The following is a 13854-nucleotide window of genomic DNA, read 5'->3' on the forward strand; positions in this document are numbered from 1 at the left end:
GTGCGGCGGGGCGAGCACTGGCGGGGCGGGGCGCACGCCCCGATCAGGTGATCCTCGCGCGCGAGGGTCGCCAGCGCTCTACCGACAGCGACAGCAGCGCGCGGCCTGCGCGGGGGCGACGGAGGTGGCGGTGCGGCTCTGCACGCTCATCGCTCTCCTCCGGTCGCGGACTGCTCGCCGCGTCGTCTCGGTCGAGCGCGCGGGGCCGCCGACGGGCGACCGCAGTCGCGCTGACGTTATCCCCAAGCCCAGGCGCGTGCAACGACCCTCCGCCCATCGGACCCGGGCCACACCCCTGGTCAGGCACCGCCCGCGACCGTCCGCGCCGGGCGGACGCCCGTCACCGGTCCGGGCCCGCCGCCGTGGGGAGCGCCGTCGTCACGGTCGGGCACCCCGGCGGCAGGCGGAGCCGGGGAACGCCGAGGGCGGCCCACCGCGTGTCGCGGGAGCCGCCCTCTAGGGTGCTGCGTCAGGACGCCGGGTCGTCCGTGCGGCGCACGTCGAGCGTCACGACGGTGCCGGCCTCGACCTCGCCCGACAGCGGGTCCTGCGCGACGACGACCCACAGCGTCGGGTCGTCGACCGTGCGGCCCTGGCCGGTGGAGTCGACGGTCTCGACGGTGAGGCCGCGCGCCTCGAGCGTGTCCTGCGCGGTCGCGAGGAGCAGGTGCGTCTGGTCGATGACCTCGACCGTGCCCGACGCCTCCTCGTCCGCGCCGGAGGTCACCTCGGCGCTCGTGCCGGTCGGCGTCGCGTCGTCGTCCGCGCCGGAGTCCGAGCAGCCGGCGAGGAACGCGGTCGCGGCGAGCGCGGCCGTCGCGGCGCCGACGACGAGACGGGTGCGGGTGGCGTGCAGCTTCATGGGTCCATCCCCTGGGTGTGTCGCAGGAACAACCGGCGTGAGGGCACGACGACGAGACCCCTCGTCGTGGTATCCCCCCACGAGTGCGGGCCGCAGCGGCGGCTCGCGAGTCCTTCACGACCGTAGGCCCGACCACCGACACGCGTCTCGTGCATAACGGGCGACGCAGGACGAATGCCCCGGACGACGAGGTGTGCGTTCGGCCACACCCCGACGCCGTCACCTGCGACGTCGCCGCGCCGACGAGGGCGGCGGGCGCCCGGCGTGCGGCTCAGCTCAGCGCGTCGACCACCTTGGCGACCCGTCGCTCGCGCGTCGCCTGCTGCTTGGCCTCGACGACGCTGCGCACGTGCTCCTTGCGGTGCGAGGGCGCGAGCGCGTCGAACGCCGCGCGCACACCCGCGGCCTCCAGCGCGGCCGCGAGGTCCTCCGGCACCTCGACCGTGCGCGGCTGGTCGTCGAGCACGAGCGTGACCTCGTGCTCCTCGTCGCCCGCGACCCCGGCCGCGGCGCGCACCGCGGCCGACACGGGCACCAGGAACCGGCCGCCCATCGGCGCGACCGTCGAGCGGTACGTGTGACCGTTGAGCGTCACGACCACCGGCGGCCGCCTGCCGCCGCCGAGCCCGAGCACGACCTCCTCGGGCACCTCGATGCCCACGTTGTTGGCGCCGGAGCGGATCAGGACGGTGCGGAAGGTGGTCACGGCGACACCGTGGCACACCCGGGCGCGCAGGGCACGCGTCCCGGCCGTCTGGCGCTGCGAGCAGGGCCACGGCGTGCCAGGCTCGACGGGGACCGTCGAGCGCAGCGGCGGCGCCGGGCCGTCGCGAGGGGGCAGCGATGCCGGTCGAGCACGTCGTCGTCATGGGCGTCGCCGGGTCGGGCAAGACGACCGTCGGCCGGCTGCTCGCGCAGCGGCTCGCCCGCCCCTACGCCGAGGCCGACGAGTTCCACCCGCCCGAGAACGTCGCCAAGATGGCCGCCGGCACGCCGCTGACCGACGACGACCGCGCGCCCTGGCTTGCCGCGATCCGCGACTGGCTCACCGCCCGGGCCCGCGACGGCCAGGACACCGTCGTCACCTGCTCCGCGCTCAAGGTCGCCTACCGGGACGTCCTGCGCGACGCCGAGGGTCGGGTCCGCTTCCTGCACCTGTCCGGGCCGGGCGAGCTCATCGCCGACCGCATGGCCCACCGGGCGGGCCACTTCATGCCGACCTCGCTGCTCCCGTCGCAGCTCGCGACGCTCGAGCCGCTCACCGACGCCGAGGACGGCGTCACCGTCGTCGTCGACGTCCCGCCCGCCGAGGTCGTCGAGCGCGCGCTGCACGCGCTCCACCCGGCCGATCCCGCCTGACCGCAGGGAGGCATCGTGGTCCACACGCTCGTCACGGCGGCGCCGGAGGGCGTCAGCGACGTCCGGCTCGTCGTCGCCGCGGTCGTCGGCATCGCCGTCATCGTCGTGCTCATCGTCTGGGCGAAGCTGCACCCGTTCCTCTCGCTCACCATCGGCTCGGGCGTCCTCGCCGTCGTCGCGGGCATCGCCTACCCCGACGCGTTCACGAGCTTCATCAAGGGTGTGGGGGAGACGGTCGCGGGCGTCGGGCTGCTCATCGCGCTCGGCGCGATCATCGGCAAGCTCCTCGTGGACAGCGGCGGTGCCGACGAGATCGTCGACACGATCCTCGCGCGCACGCCCGCCGCCCGGCTGCCGTGGGCGATGGCGCTCATCGCGTTCGTCATCGGGATCCCGCTGTTCTTCGAGGTCGGCGTCGTCCTGCTCATCCCCGTCGTCATGCTCGTCGCGCGACGCTCCCGCGTGCCGCTCATCCTCGTCGGCATCCCCGCGCTCGCGGGCCTGTCCGCGCTGCACGGCCTCGTCCCGCCGCACCCCGGGCCGCTCATCGCGATCGACGCACTCGGCGCGGACCTCGGGCTGACGCTCGGGCTCGGGCTGCTCGTGGCCGTCCCGACCGTGATCGTCAGCGGTCCGCTGCTCGCGCGCCCCATGGCGCGGTGGGTCCCGATCGAGGCGCCCGAGCGCTTCCTCGGCGAGGCCGAGCGCGACGACGAGCACCGCCGTCCCGCGTTCGCGACCGCGCTCACCGTCGTGCTGCTGCCCGTCGTCCTCATGCTCGCGCGCACCGTCGTCGAGGCGGCAGGTGCCGAGGAGAGCGGCGCCGGGCGTGCGCTCGCGTTCCTCGGGACCCCGCTGGTCGCGCTGCTCGTCACGTCGCTCGTCGCGCTCGTCGTGCTGGGAACCGCGCTCGGCCGCACCCGGCAGCAGGTCAGCACCCTCGTCGACAAGTCGTTCGCGCCCATCGCGTCGATCCTGCTCATCGTCGCCGCGGGCGGCGGCTTCAAGGCGACGCTCGTCGACTCCGGCGTGGGCGACGTCATCGCGGACGCGCTCGCCGACGCGCCCATCTCACCGCTGCTCGCCGGCTGGCTCGTCGCGGTCCTCATCCGCCTCGCCACCGGGTCCGCGACCGTCGCGACCATCACCGCCGCGGGCATCGTCGCGCCGCTCGCGGCCGACCTCACGCCCACGCACGTCGCGCTGCTCGTGCTCGCGATCGGGGCCGGGTCCGTCTTCCTCAGCCACGTCAACGACGCCGGGTTCTGGCTGGTCAAGGAGTACTTCCGGATGACCGTCGGCCAGACGTTCAAGACGTGGTCGCTCATGGAGACCGTGCTGTCCGTGACGGGCCTGGTCCTCGTCCTGCTGCTGAGCCTCGTGCTGTAGACGACGACGGCGCGCGGTCGGGACGGTCGCGCAGGCCGGCGCCCGCGGTCTCGTCCCGTCCGCGCGCCGCGGCCGAAGGCGTCGCTCAGTCGTTCGGCGGGGCCTCCGAGATGTCGGCCAGGGCGGAGTCGGGGTCGAGGTCGACCGCCAGGTCGCCGATGCTCACGATGCCGACGGCCTCGTCGCCCGACACGACCGGCACGCGACGGACGGCGCGCTCGCGCATGATGCGGACGACCTCGTCGACGTCGTCGTCGGGGCCGACGGTGACGAGGTCGCCCGTGGCGAGCTGTCCGACGGGCGCGTCGAGGCCGATGCCCTGCGCGAGGCCGCGGACCACGAGGTCGCGGTCCGTGACGATGCCGACGACCGCGCCGTCCTCCGCGACGACGAGCGAGCCGACGTCCTGCGTCGCCATCGTCTGCGCGACCGCCTGCAGCGTGTCGGTCACCTCGACGACCGTCGGGTGTGCCGTCATGAATTCGGAGACCGTGCGAGCCATGGGTTCCTCCTCGTCGGTGGACGACCCGGACGCACGCCGCGCCCGGGAGCGCGGCGGGGTCTGCACCGCGGTCCTACCGTCGGCCAGGTCGGCCTGCCGCGCATCTCGAGGCACCCGGGCGACTCGAGGCACCCGGGCGACGTCGTGCGCTGCCGGCCGTCGAACGGCGGTGCCGCTCCCGGTCGCCGAGCGGCGCGGGCCGGGGTAGAACGGATGCCCAGCCCATCGACGACGATCGGCAGGACCCTGTGCGCCCCTCCGCCTCGCTCACCGCGACCGCCGCCGTCGCGCTCGTGCTGGCCGCCGGAGCGGCGGCACCGAGCACGGCGGAGTCCGCCGACCACGACGGCGCGCGCGGCCGCGCGTCGACGTACGTGAACCCGGTCAGCGCGGGGTTCGCGGACACGTTCGCCGACCCCGCGGTGCTCCGCGGCAAGGACGGCTGGTGGTACGCCTACGGCACGACGGACCCGTTGCGCGAGGGTGAGGGCGCGCGGCACCTCATCCCGACCGCGCGCTCGGCCGACCTGGTGTCGTGGGAGTACGTGGGCGACGCGTTCACCGAGGGGACGCAGCCGGCGTGGGCGGACGCGCGCCGGGGTGCCGCGCTGTGGGCGCCCGACGTCCGGTACGTCGACGGGCAGTACCGCATGTACTACGTCGTGACGGAGACGACGGTGACCGAGGAGCCGAACGACAGCGCGATCGGCGTCGCGACCGCGCCGACCCCGGCCGGCCCGTGGACACCGGTGGCCGCGCCGGTGGTCGCGCCGCGGCACGGGACCGGGGGAGCGGGCGACTTCCTGTGGACGTTCGACCCGTCGCACGTCGTCGCGCCGGACGGGACGGAGCACCTGTTCTACGGCTCGTACTACGGCGGGATCTGGACGGTGCCGCTGTCGGCCGACGGGACCGCGGCGGTCGGCGACCCGGTCCAGGTCGCGATCGACAACAAGTACGAGGGTGCCTACGTCGTGCAGCGCGACGGCTGGTGGTACCTGTTCGCGTCGTCCGCCAACTGCTGTGCCGGGCCGACGACCGGCTACAGCGTCCACGTCGGGCGGTCGCGCGACCTCGCGGGGCCGTACGTCGACCGCGAGGGGGTCCCGCTCCTGCAGTCGCGCGCCGGCGGGACGCCCGTCGTCGCGCCGAACGGGAACCGGTGGGTCGGGACCGGTCACAACGCGGTCGTCACCGACCTGGCCGGGCAGGACTGGCTGGCGTACCACGCGATCGACCGGGCCGACCCGTACCTCGACGGCACCGACGGCATCAACGAGCGCCCGATGCTCCTCGACCGGCTCGACTGGGTGGACGGCTGGCCGACGGTGCGCGGCGGCGCGTGGGCGTCGGACGACGAGGAGCGCGCGCCGGTCACCGACGGCCGCACGGCGACGACCTTCGCCGACGGTCTCCCGCGCGCGTGGTCCACGACGGGGACGTGGGCCGACACCAGCGAGCCCGACGCGGGGCGGCACGTGCGGTCGGACGGTCGCGCGGCCGTCGTCACGCGCTCCGCGGTGGGCAAGGACGCGCGGGTCGAGGCCGACGTCCGGCTCGACGCGGGTGCGACGGCCTCGACGTCCCTGGTCCTCACCGCCCGCGCCGGCGCGGTGCGCGCGACGCTCGACCCTGTGACCCGCACGCTCGTCGTCGAGCGCACGCAGCGCGGCCGGACCGTGGACCGCGCGTCGGCGCCCGTGCCGTCGTCGGTGGACCTCACGACGTGGCACGCGACGGCGCTCACGGTGCGGGGCGGAGTCGCCCGGGCCGAGCTCACCCACGCGCGGCTCGGCGACCCGCTCGCGACGGCCGCCCTCGACGTCCGGCACCACGCGGTGCCGAGCGCGCGCGGCGGTGTGGTCGCGTCGGGTCCGGGGGTCCACGTCGACAACCTGAGCGCGCTGCCCGCCGCACGCCCGGCGACGCGGACCGTCCCGGTGCCGCAGCCGGGGGCGCCGCTGCGCGGCCTGAGCGACGAGTTCGACGGCACGAGCCTGGGCGCGGGGTGGGTCACCCTCCGCGACCCGCAGGTCACGGTCGCCGACGGCGTGCTGACGTGGCCCACCGAGGCGGCCGACCTCGTCGGGACGACGAACGACGCCGGCGTCCTGCTGCGCGACGTGCCCGAGACCGACTGGGTCGCCGAGACGCGCCTGACGACCGACCTCGGCACGGGCACCGTCCGGAACTACCAGCAGGGCGGCCTGATCGCGTACGTCGACGACGACCTCTGGGCGCGGCTCTCGCACGTGGCGATCTGGAACACGCGCCAGACCGAGTACGGCACGGAGCGCCCGTACGCGGGACGCCTCTCCTACGGCGGGACGATCGTCGGCCCGCCCGCGGAGACGACGTGGTTGCGGCTCGTCCACCGCACCGACCGGACGGGCGAGCACGACGTGCAGGCGTTCACGAGCACCGACGGGCGGACGTGGGTCGCGGGCGGCGTCTGGACGTTCCCTGCCGGGTCGGACCTCCAGGTCGGGCTCGTGTCGCACGGCGGGGCGGGTGCGGCGAACCAGTTCGACTACCTGCGGGTGTCCCGCCTCGCGCGCGGGTGACGCGGGGTCAGGACCCCGCGCGCAGGGGGCGGAAGAAGTCGCGCAGCTCCTGCGCGTAGCGTCCGGGCGTCTCGAACGGCGCGAAGTGACCGCCCTCCGGCGGCTCTGTCACGGAGACGACGTGCGCGACGCGGTCGAGCCACGCCCGGGGCGGCCGCAGGATGTCGCCCCGGAAGAGGGAGAACCCCGACGGCACCTCGACGCGGCGGGCGTGCTGCGCGGGCGGGATGGCGGCGTTCGCGTGGTACATGCGCATCGACGAGCCGGCGGTGCCGGTGAACCAGGTGGTGCTGAGCAGCGTGAGCACCTCGTCGTCGGTGAACGCGGCGATGCCGGTGCGGGGGTCGCTCCAGGCGTGCAGCTTCTCGACGACCCAGGCCGCCAGCCCCGCGGGCGAGTCGGTGAGGGCCACGGCCTGCGTCAGCGGCTTCGTGCGGTGGACCGCGCCGTAGGCGCCCTCGGCCGCACGCCACCGGTCCACCTCGGCGAACCAGTCGCGCTCCGCGGGCGACAGGTCGGCGACGTCCCCGGTGACGACCGGCAGCCCGGCGTCCATGCGGTGGACGCCCACGAGGCGCTCGGGGTGGTCGAGCGCGAGGAAGCGCGTCACGGCGCTGCCGATGTCGCCGCCTGCGGCCCCGTACCGGTCGTATCCGAGCACGTCCATCAGGTCCGCCCACACCCCGGCGACGGCGACCGAGTCGAGGCTGACGTCCGGCGGGAGCACCGAGTGACCGAACCCGGGCATGTCGGGGACGATCACGTCGAACGCGTCGTCCGGGTCCGCACCGTGGGCGCCGGGGTCCGTGAGCGGCCCCACGACCTTGGAGTAGCGCCACGACGAGTCCGGCCAGCCGTGCGTGAGCACGAGCGGCAGCGCGGCCGGCGCCCCGGGCGGCCGGACCGCGCGCACGTGCACGAAGCTGACGTCGACGCCGCGCACCCGCGCGCGGAAGCGCGGCACGCGCGCCTGCTCGGCCTCCCGTGCCGGCCAGTCGAAGCCGTCCGCCCAGTAGGCGACCAGGTGCCGCAGGTACTCCTGGTCGGTGCCGAGCGACCAGCCCGCCCCGCTCGGCGCCGCGGGCCAGCGCGTCGCGCGCAGGCGCGTGCGCAGGTCGTCCCACGCCTCGAGGGAGGTGGTCACGTCGTGCCGCTGCGGCGACGGCGCCCCGCTCACCGCGCGGTCGACCGGTGGCCTACTGGACACGGAAGTCGAACGCGTCCGCCTGCCGCTGCCCGTACTTGTCGCGCAGGAAGTTGCCGCTGGTGCTCAGCTCGGCGGTCAGGCGACGCTGACGGCCCGCGTCGAGGGCGTCCGCCTGGGCCGACAGGATCCGCAGCTGCTCGGCCAGCTCCCCGTCGGGGGTGCGGCCGTCGGCCTGACGCTCGTGCACCTTGCTCGGCGAGATCGCCAGGTAGGACGTGAGCACGTCGGGCAGGTACTGCCGGACCATGGCGTCCAGCTCGTACTCGAACCGCGGGTCTCCCGAGGGCGCACGCTGCTCGGACGCGACCACGCCGTCGAGCACCTGGCAGATCCGCAGGACGGTCCGGTGCGCGTCTCCGGGCAGGCGCTGGCGGTTCCGGTCGGCGAGCACCCGGACCGAGGCGACCGCGGCGGGCAAGGACAGCGACCCGTCGAGGGCCGTCGTGGCACGCGGGCGGGTCACCTCGACCACCGTGGACGCGGCGACCGGCCGGCGCTTCCACCACGCGCGGCGTGCCGGCAACCACAGGTCCCGCAGATGCCAGGCGCGGACGCCCGAGGCCACCGTGGCCGCGAGCGCGAGCAGGACGCGCGGCCCCCACGGGCCGTCGAGCACGAACACCGCGAGCGAGAAGGCACCGGCGTAGAGCAGGCCCTCGAGCGTCGTCCGGAGGTGCTTGCGCACCGCACCGATGACGAGCACCAGGTAGGCGAGCAGGGGCAGGAAGACGAGGACGGCCGTCACCTTGACGACGTTGCCGAGAGTCAGCCGCGACATGAGCCCTCCTCGAGCACCCGGTGTCGGGTCGATCATCTCAGACCTCGCCCGGAGAGCGCCGCCGACGACGGGACGCGATCGACGCCGTCCACTCGTGGGCCGTGGACGAGCACGGCGAGCGGGACCGTCGCGGTGTGGAGCGGAGCGGACGACGGGAATCGAACCCGCGTAGCCAGTTTGGAAGACTGGGGCTCTACCATTGAGCTACGTCCGCACAGGTCCGGCAGGCCGGACCGCGGCACCCAGGGTACCGGGTGCGCAGGAGCGGATCGTGCACCCCTCCCGGCCGCCCGGCCGTACCGGGGTGCGCACGGGATGTGGCGCAGGTTGGTAGCGCGTCCGCTTTGGGAGCGGAAGGTCGTGGGTTCGAATCCCGCCATCCCGACCGGGTTCACCCGCGGGCCGACGGCTCCCGGGAGGTGCCGCCGGCGGCGCGCTCGTACCGTCGGCTGGTGCTCTTCGACGTCGGTGCGGACGCTTACGACCGCTTCATGGGCCGGTTCTCGCAGCCGCTGGCCGCCCTCTTCGCGGACGCGCTCGGCGTCGGTGCGGGCGAGCGCGTCCTCGACGTCGGCTCGGGGCCGGGCGCCCTCACGTCGCGGCTCGTGGAGCGCGCCGGGGCCGAGCACGTGACGGCGGTCGACCCGACCGAGGCGTTCGTGGCCGCCGTACGCGAGCGGCTGCCGGGGGTGGACGTGCGGCGCGCGCCCGCGGAGGCGCTCCCGTTCGAGGACGACACGTTCGACGCCGCCCTGGCGCAGCTCGTCGTCCACTTCATGGCGGACCCGGTCGCGGGCCTGGGGGAGATGCGCCGCGTGACGCGTCCCGGCGGCACCGTGGCGGCGTCCGTCTGGGACCAGGAGGAGCGCGGGCCGCTCACGGCGTTCTGGCGCGCGGCGCGGGCGCTCGACCCGCGGGTCCGCGGCGAGTCCGACCTCGCCGGCGTGCGGCGCGGCCACCTGGCGTCGCTGATGCGGGACGCGGGCGTCGCAGGGGTCGAGGAGGGCGAGCTCACGGTGTCGCTGACGTTCGCGTCGTTCGAGGACTGGTGGGAGCCGTTCACGCTGGGAGTCGGTCCGGCCGGCCGGCACGTGCGTCTCGTCGACGACGCGACGCGTTCCCGGCTGCGGGACCTGTGCGCACTCGAGCTCGGGCCGCCTCCGTTCACGGTCGACGCGACGGCGTGGTGCGTGCGGGGGCGCGCCTGACGGTCCCGGACGTCTGCCCGCCGGGAACCGCTCGGCCGACAGATGTCGAGGACCGTGCGTATCAGGAACGGTCGCGGCGGCCCCTGAGTCGGCAGGCCGGAGACACCGGCCGTCGACGCACCCCCGGAGCACCCCGCATGAGCAGGATCCTGTTCTCCCTCACGCCCATCACCGGCCACGTCCGCCCCGCGCTGCCCGTCGTGCGCGCGCTCGTCGGCGCGGGCCACGACGTGGTCGTCCACACCGGCACCAAGTTCGCCTCCGCGGTCGCCGCGACCGGCGCGACCGTCGCGCCCGTGGTGCACGGACGCGACCTCGACGACGCCGAGCTCGACGCCTGGTCCGCGGCGCACGGTGCGCCCGAGCCCGGCGTGAAGCGGCTGCAGTGGGACGTCCTGCACCACTTCCTCGGTCCCGTGCCCGGCGACCTGGCCGACCTCGAGGCGGTCGTCGACGGGTGGCGTCCGGACGTCGTCGTCACCGACACGACCGGCATCGCGGGCGCGCTGCTGGCGCGGCGCCACGGCCTCCCGTCGGTCCAGCTCACCGTCACGCCGCTGCCGGTGTCGAGCCGCGACACCGCGCCCTTCGGCACAGGTCTGCAGCCGCCGCGCACGGGCCTGCAGGCGCTGCGGTACCGGCTGCTCGACTCGTTCATCAAGCGGGTCGTGTTCAAGGACGCCCAGCGCGCCGCGCTCGCGCTCGTCGACGACGCGGGCGTCGAGCGCCCCGAGGCGTTCTTCCTCGACTGGATGCCGACGTTCGCCACGCGGGTGCTGCACCTGTCGGTGCCGTCGCTGGAGTACCCGCGCAGCGACCTGCCCGCGAACGTCGAGACCGTCGGCGCGGTGCTGCCGCGCGGCGTCGACCTGTTCGAGCCGCCTGCGTGGTGGGGCGACGTCGTCGCCGCGAAGGCCGACGGTCGACCCGTCGTGCTCGTCACGCAGGGCACAGTCGCGACGGACCCGTCGCGCCTGCTGTTCCCCGCGATCGAGGCCCTGGGCGGGTCGCGCGCGCTCGTCGTCGTCACGACCGGCACGGCCGAGCCGGAGGACGTCCTCCCGCGGCACCTGCCCGCCAACGTGCGCGCCGCGCGGTTCGTGCCGTTCGAGCAGCTGCTGCCCCTCGTCGACGTCATGGTGACCAACGGCGGGTTCGGCGGGGTGCAGCAGGCGCTCGCGGCCGGCGTGCCGCTCGTCGTCGCGGGACGCACGGAGGACAAGGCGGAGGTCGGTGCGCGCGTCGCGTGGGCCGGGGTCGGCGTCGCGCTGCCCACCGACCGCACCACCGACGCGACGACGACGCGGGCGGTCGCCGACGGCGTCCGTCGGGTTCTCGGCGACCCGTCGTTCGCGCGGCGGGCGGGCGAGCTCGCGGACGAGTACGCGCGGTACGACGCGGTCGCACGCGTCGTCGAGGTCGTCGAGGACCTCGCGGGGCAGCGGGTCGTCGGCGGGGAGCGCGCCGCGGCCTGACCGCGACGGGCGCCCGGAGCGCGGACGACGAGCCCCCGGTGCGGTCGCGCCGGGGGCTCGTCGCGCACGGGCGGCTTTGGCGGCGGCTCGTCGCGGTGGCGTACCATCGAGGGTCGCGTGCGCGTGCCGGGAGGCAGCGCCGCCCGAACCGTCCGGCGCCGCACTCGCCGGTACCCACCCGAATCAGTTGGAGACCATCGAAGTGAAGAGCGCCGTCGAGACCCTGGAGCCCACCAAGGTCAAGCTGACCGTCGAGGTGACGTACGACGAGCTCAAGCCGAGCATCGAGCACGCGTACAAGCACATCGCCGAGCAGGTCAACGTGCCGGGCTTCCGCAAGGGCAAGGTGCCCCCGCGCATCATCGACCAGCGCGTCGGTCGTCCGGCCGTCATCGAGCACGCCGTCAACGAGGGCCTGTCCGGCTTCTACGCCGAGGCCGTCCGCGAGAACAAGCTGCGCCCGCTCGGTCAGCCCGAGGTCGAGGTCACGAAGGTCCCCGGCCTGGTCGCCGGCGAGGACGAGGGCGAGCTGCACTTCACGGCCGAGGTCGAGGTCCGTCCCGAGATCACGGTCCCGGCGCTCGACGGCCTGACGCTGACCGTCGACGACGTCGAGGTCTCCGACGAGGACGTCCAGGGTCGCCTCGACGCGCTGCGCGAGCGCTTCGGCACGCTGGTCGGCATCGACCGCCCGGCCGCCGAGGGCGACTTCGTCGTCATCGACCTGACCGCCACGATCAACGGCGACGAGGTCGACTCGGTCTCCGGCGTCAGCTACCAGATCGGCTCGGGCAACATGCTCGAGGGTCTCGACGAGGCGCTCACGGGCCTGTCGGCGGGCGAGACGACGACGTTCGTCACGCAGCTCGCCGGCGGCGAGCACGCGGGCGAGGAGGCGCAGGTCTCCGTCACCGCGACCAACGTCAAGGAGCGCCAGCTCCCCGACGCCGACGACGACTTCGCGCAGCTCGCGTCCGAGTTCGACACGCTCGAGGAGCTCACGGCCGACCTGCGCGAGCAGGCGTCGCGCATCAAGGCCTCGAACCAGGCCGTCCAGGCGCGTGACCTGCTGCTCGAGAAGCTCCTCGAGGGCACCGAGATCCCCGTCCCGCAGGGCGTCGTCGACGCCGAGGTGCACCGCCACCTCGAGGGCGAGGGTCGTCTCGAGGACGACGAGCACCGTGCCGAGGTCGGCGAGCAGGCGACGACCGCGCTGCGCAACCAGATCCTCCTCGACACGCTCGCCGAGCAGCTCGAGATCAAGATCAGCCAGCAGGAGCTGCTCGACTACCTCGTGAGCGCGTCGCGCCAGTACGGCATGGACCCGAACACGTTCATCCAGACCGTCGACCAGCAGGGCCAGATCCCGGCGATGGTCGCCGAGGTCGCGCGCTCCAAGGCGCTCGCCGTCGCGCTGCGCCGCGTCGCCGTGACGGACAACGCCGGCACGGCCGTCGACCTGTCGGAGTTCATCGGCACGGACGAGGAGGACGCCGCCGCCGACGCCGCCGAGCAGGCCGCGTCGGGCGCGACCTCCGACGCCGCGACCGACATCTCCGGCCTGGCCGACGCCCCGGTCGAGGTCGAGGACGCCAAGGCCTGATCCGCCGTCCGGGCGACCGGACGCACCCGTCGAGGGCCCCGCACCGCAGGTCGGTGCGGGGCCCTCGCCGTCGCGGCTGCGCCGACAGCGAAACCCCCGGGCGCGGGGCCCTGACCGGCGCCTGGGGCGCGTTAGGGTCGCTGCAGCGCACGGCCGCCAGGGGACGTCCCACCGGACCGGCGCAGCACCACCCGCAGGACAGTGCGTCGAAGGACGCGAACGCCAGACGAAGGAGCCTTCGTGAACGTGCAGGTGCCGGCGATGGCCCGGGCAGACTCCCCGGGTCTCGGCCTCAACGACCACATCTACAACCGCCTGCTGCGCGAGCGGATCATCTGGCTCGGCTCCGAGGTGCGCGACGAGAACGCCAACGCCATCTGCGCGCAGATGATGCTCCTGGCCGCCGAGGACCCCGACAAGGACATCTGGCTGTACATCAACTCGCCCGGTGGCTCGATCACCGCGGGCATGGCGATCTACGACACCATGCAGTACATCCAGCCGGACGTCGCGACGATCGCGATGGGCATGGCCGCGTCGATGGGGCAGTTCCTGCTCTCGTCCGGCGCGAAGGGCAAGCGCTACGCCACGCCGCACGCGCGCGTCATGATGCACCAGCCCTCGGGCGGCATCGGCGGCACCGCGACGGACGTGCGCATCAACGCGCAGCTCATCCTCCACATGAAGACGGTCCTCGCGGAGCTGACGGCCGCGCAGACGGGCAAGAGCGTCGAGCAGATCAACGCCGACGCCGACCGCGACCGCTGGTTCACGGCGCCCGAGGCCCTCGAGTACGGCTTCATCGACCACGTCGTCGAGACGGCGGGGTCCGTCGCGGGCGGCGGCGGCACCGCCTGAGCGGCGCCTCGGCCCGACGACCCATCCGCGACCTTCTGAGGAGACCCTC

At 74.7% G+C, this 13854-nt stretch carries 12 protein-coding genes and 2 tRNA genes; 8 read left to right on the forward strand and 6 right to left on the reverse strand.

Going from position 1 to position 13854, the window contains the following annotated elements; genetic code table 11:
- Positions 1-469: 469 nt before the first annotated feature.
- On the reverse strand, positions 470-862 hold the full coding sequence (locus tag OMK64_RS08110; protein WP_272727575.1) for a PASTA domain-containing protein: 393 nt from the start codon (positions 860-862) through the stop codon (positions 470-472).
- A gap of 271 nt (positions 863-1133) precedes the next feature.
- Positions 1134-1568, reverse strand: a complete 435-nt coding sequence (locus tag OMK64_RS08115; protein ID WP_272727576.1) for a YdeI/OmpD-associated family protein — start codon at positions 1566-1568, stop codon at positions 1134-1136.
- Between the two features lie 137 nt (positions 1569-1705).
- Between OMK64_RS08115 and OMK64_RS08120 the strand changes: the two genes are divergently transcribed.
- Together OMK64_RS08120 and OMK64_RS08125 are read left to right on the forward strand one after the other, a co-directional pair.
- On the forward strand, positions 1706-2221 hold the full coding sequence (locus tag OMK64_RS08120; RefSeq protein ID WP_272727577.1) for a gluconokinase: 516 nt from the start codon (positions 1706-1708) through the stop codon (positions 2219-2221).
- Positions 2222-2236: 15 nt separating this feature from the next.
- The gene (locus OMK64_RS08125; protein WP_272727578.1) at positions 2237-3610 is read left to right on the forward strand and encodes a GntT/GntP/DsdX family permease; all 1374 of its coding nucleotides are present in this window, start codon (positions 2237-2239) and stop codon (positions 3608-3610) included.
- An 85-nt stretch (positions 3611-3695) separates the two neighbouring features.
- On the opposite strand, the gene OMK64_RS08130 is transcribed toward OMK64_RS08125, so the two are convergent.
- The gene (locus tag OMK64_RS08130) at positions 3696-4112 is read right to left on the reverse strand and encodes a CBS domain-containing protein (RefSeq protein ID WP_272727579.1); all 417 of its coding nucleotides are present in this window, start codon (positions 4110-4112) and stop codon (positions 3696-3698) included.
- A gap of 248 nt (positions 4113-4360) precedes the next feature.
- Between OMK64_RS08130 and OMK64_RS08135 the strand changes: the two genes are divergently transcribed.
- A complete protein-coding gene (locus OMK64_RS08135) occupies positions 4361-6676 on the forward strand; it encodes a glycoside hydrolase family 43 protein (RefSeq protein WP_272727580.1) in 2316 nt (771 codons plus the stop codon).
- Positions 6677-6683: 7 nt separating this feature from the next.
- Here the strand turns inward: OMK64_RS08135 and OMK64_RS08140 are convergent, their stop codons facing one another.
- The 3 genes from OMK64_RS08140 to OMK64_RS08150 form a co-directional block, all read right to left on the reverse strand.
- Positions 6684-7820: an epoxide hydrolase family protein gene (locus OMK64_RS08140; protein WP_272727581.1), complete on the reverse strand. Its 1137-nt coding sequence runs from the start codon at positions 7818-7820 to the stop codon at positions 6684-6686.
- A 52-nt stretch (positions 7821-7872) separates the two neighbouring features.
- Positions 7873-8661 carry a hypothetical protein gene (locus OMK64_RS08145; protein ID WP_272727582.1) on the reverse strand — a complete coding sequence of 263 codons (789 nt, stop codon included), beginning with the start codon at positions 8659-8661 and terminating at the stop codon, positions 7873-7875.
- Positions 8662-8804: 143 nt separating this feature from the next.
- A tRNA-Gly gene (locus tag OMK64_RS08150) sits at positions 8805-8875 on the reverse strand.
- Positions 8876-8972: 97 nt separating this feature from the next.
- Between OMK64_RS08150 and OMK64_RS08155 the strand changes: the two genes are divergently transcribed.
- The 5 genes from OMK64_RS08155 (at position 8973) to OMK64_RS08175 (ending at position 13805) form a co-directional block, all read left to right on the forward strand.
- A tRNA-Pro gene (locus tag OMK64_RS08155) sits at positions 8973-9046 on the forward strand.
- Between the two features lie 67 nt (positions 9047-9113).
- A complete protein-coding gene (locus OMK64_RS08160) occupies positions 9114-9869 on the forward strand; it encodes a class I SAM-dependent methyltransferase (RefSeq protein ID WP_272727583.1) in 756 nt (251 codons plus the stop codon).
- A gap of 137 nt (positions 9870-10006) precedes the next feature.
- Positions 10007-11344: a glycosyltransferase gene (locus tag OMK64_RS08165; RefSeq protein ID WP_272727584.1), complete on the forward strand. Its 1338-nt coding sequence runs from the start codon at positions 10007-10009 to the stop codon at positions 11342-11344.
- 202 nt (positions 11345-11546) lie between these two features.
- Complete coding sequence (tig, locus tag OMK64_RS08170; RefSeq protein ID WP_272727651.1) at positions 11547-12947, forward strand: trigger factor; 1401 nt, start codon at positions 11547-11549, stop codon at positions 12945-12947.
- Positions 12948-13187: 240 nt separating this feature from the next.
- Positions 13188-13805, forward strand: coding sequence for an ATP-dependent Clp protease proteolytic subunit (locus tag OMK64_RS08175; RefSeq protein ID WP_374694074.1), 618 nt, complete (start codon positions 13188-13190; stop codon positions 13803-13805).
- Positions 13806-13854: the final 49 nt, after the last annotated feature.

The sequence above is a fragment of the Cellulomonas fimi genome, from assembly GCF_028527925.1.
Classification (GTDB): domain Bacteria; phylum Actinomycetota; class Actinomycetes; order Actinomycetales; family Cellulomonadaceae; genus Cellulomonas; species Cellulomonas fimi_C.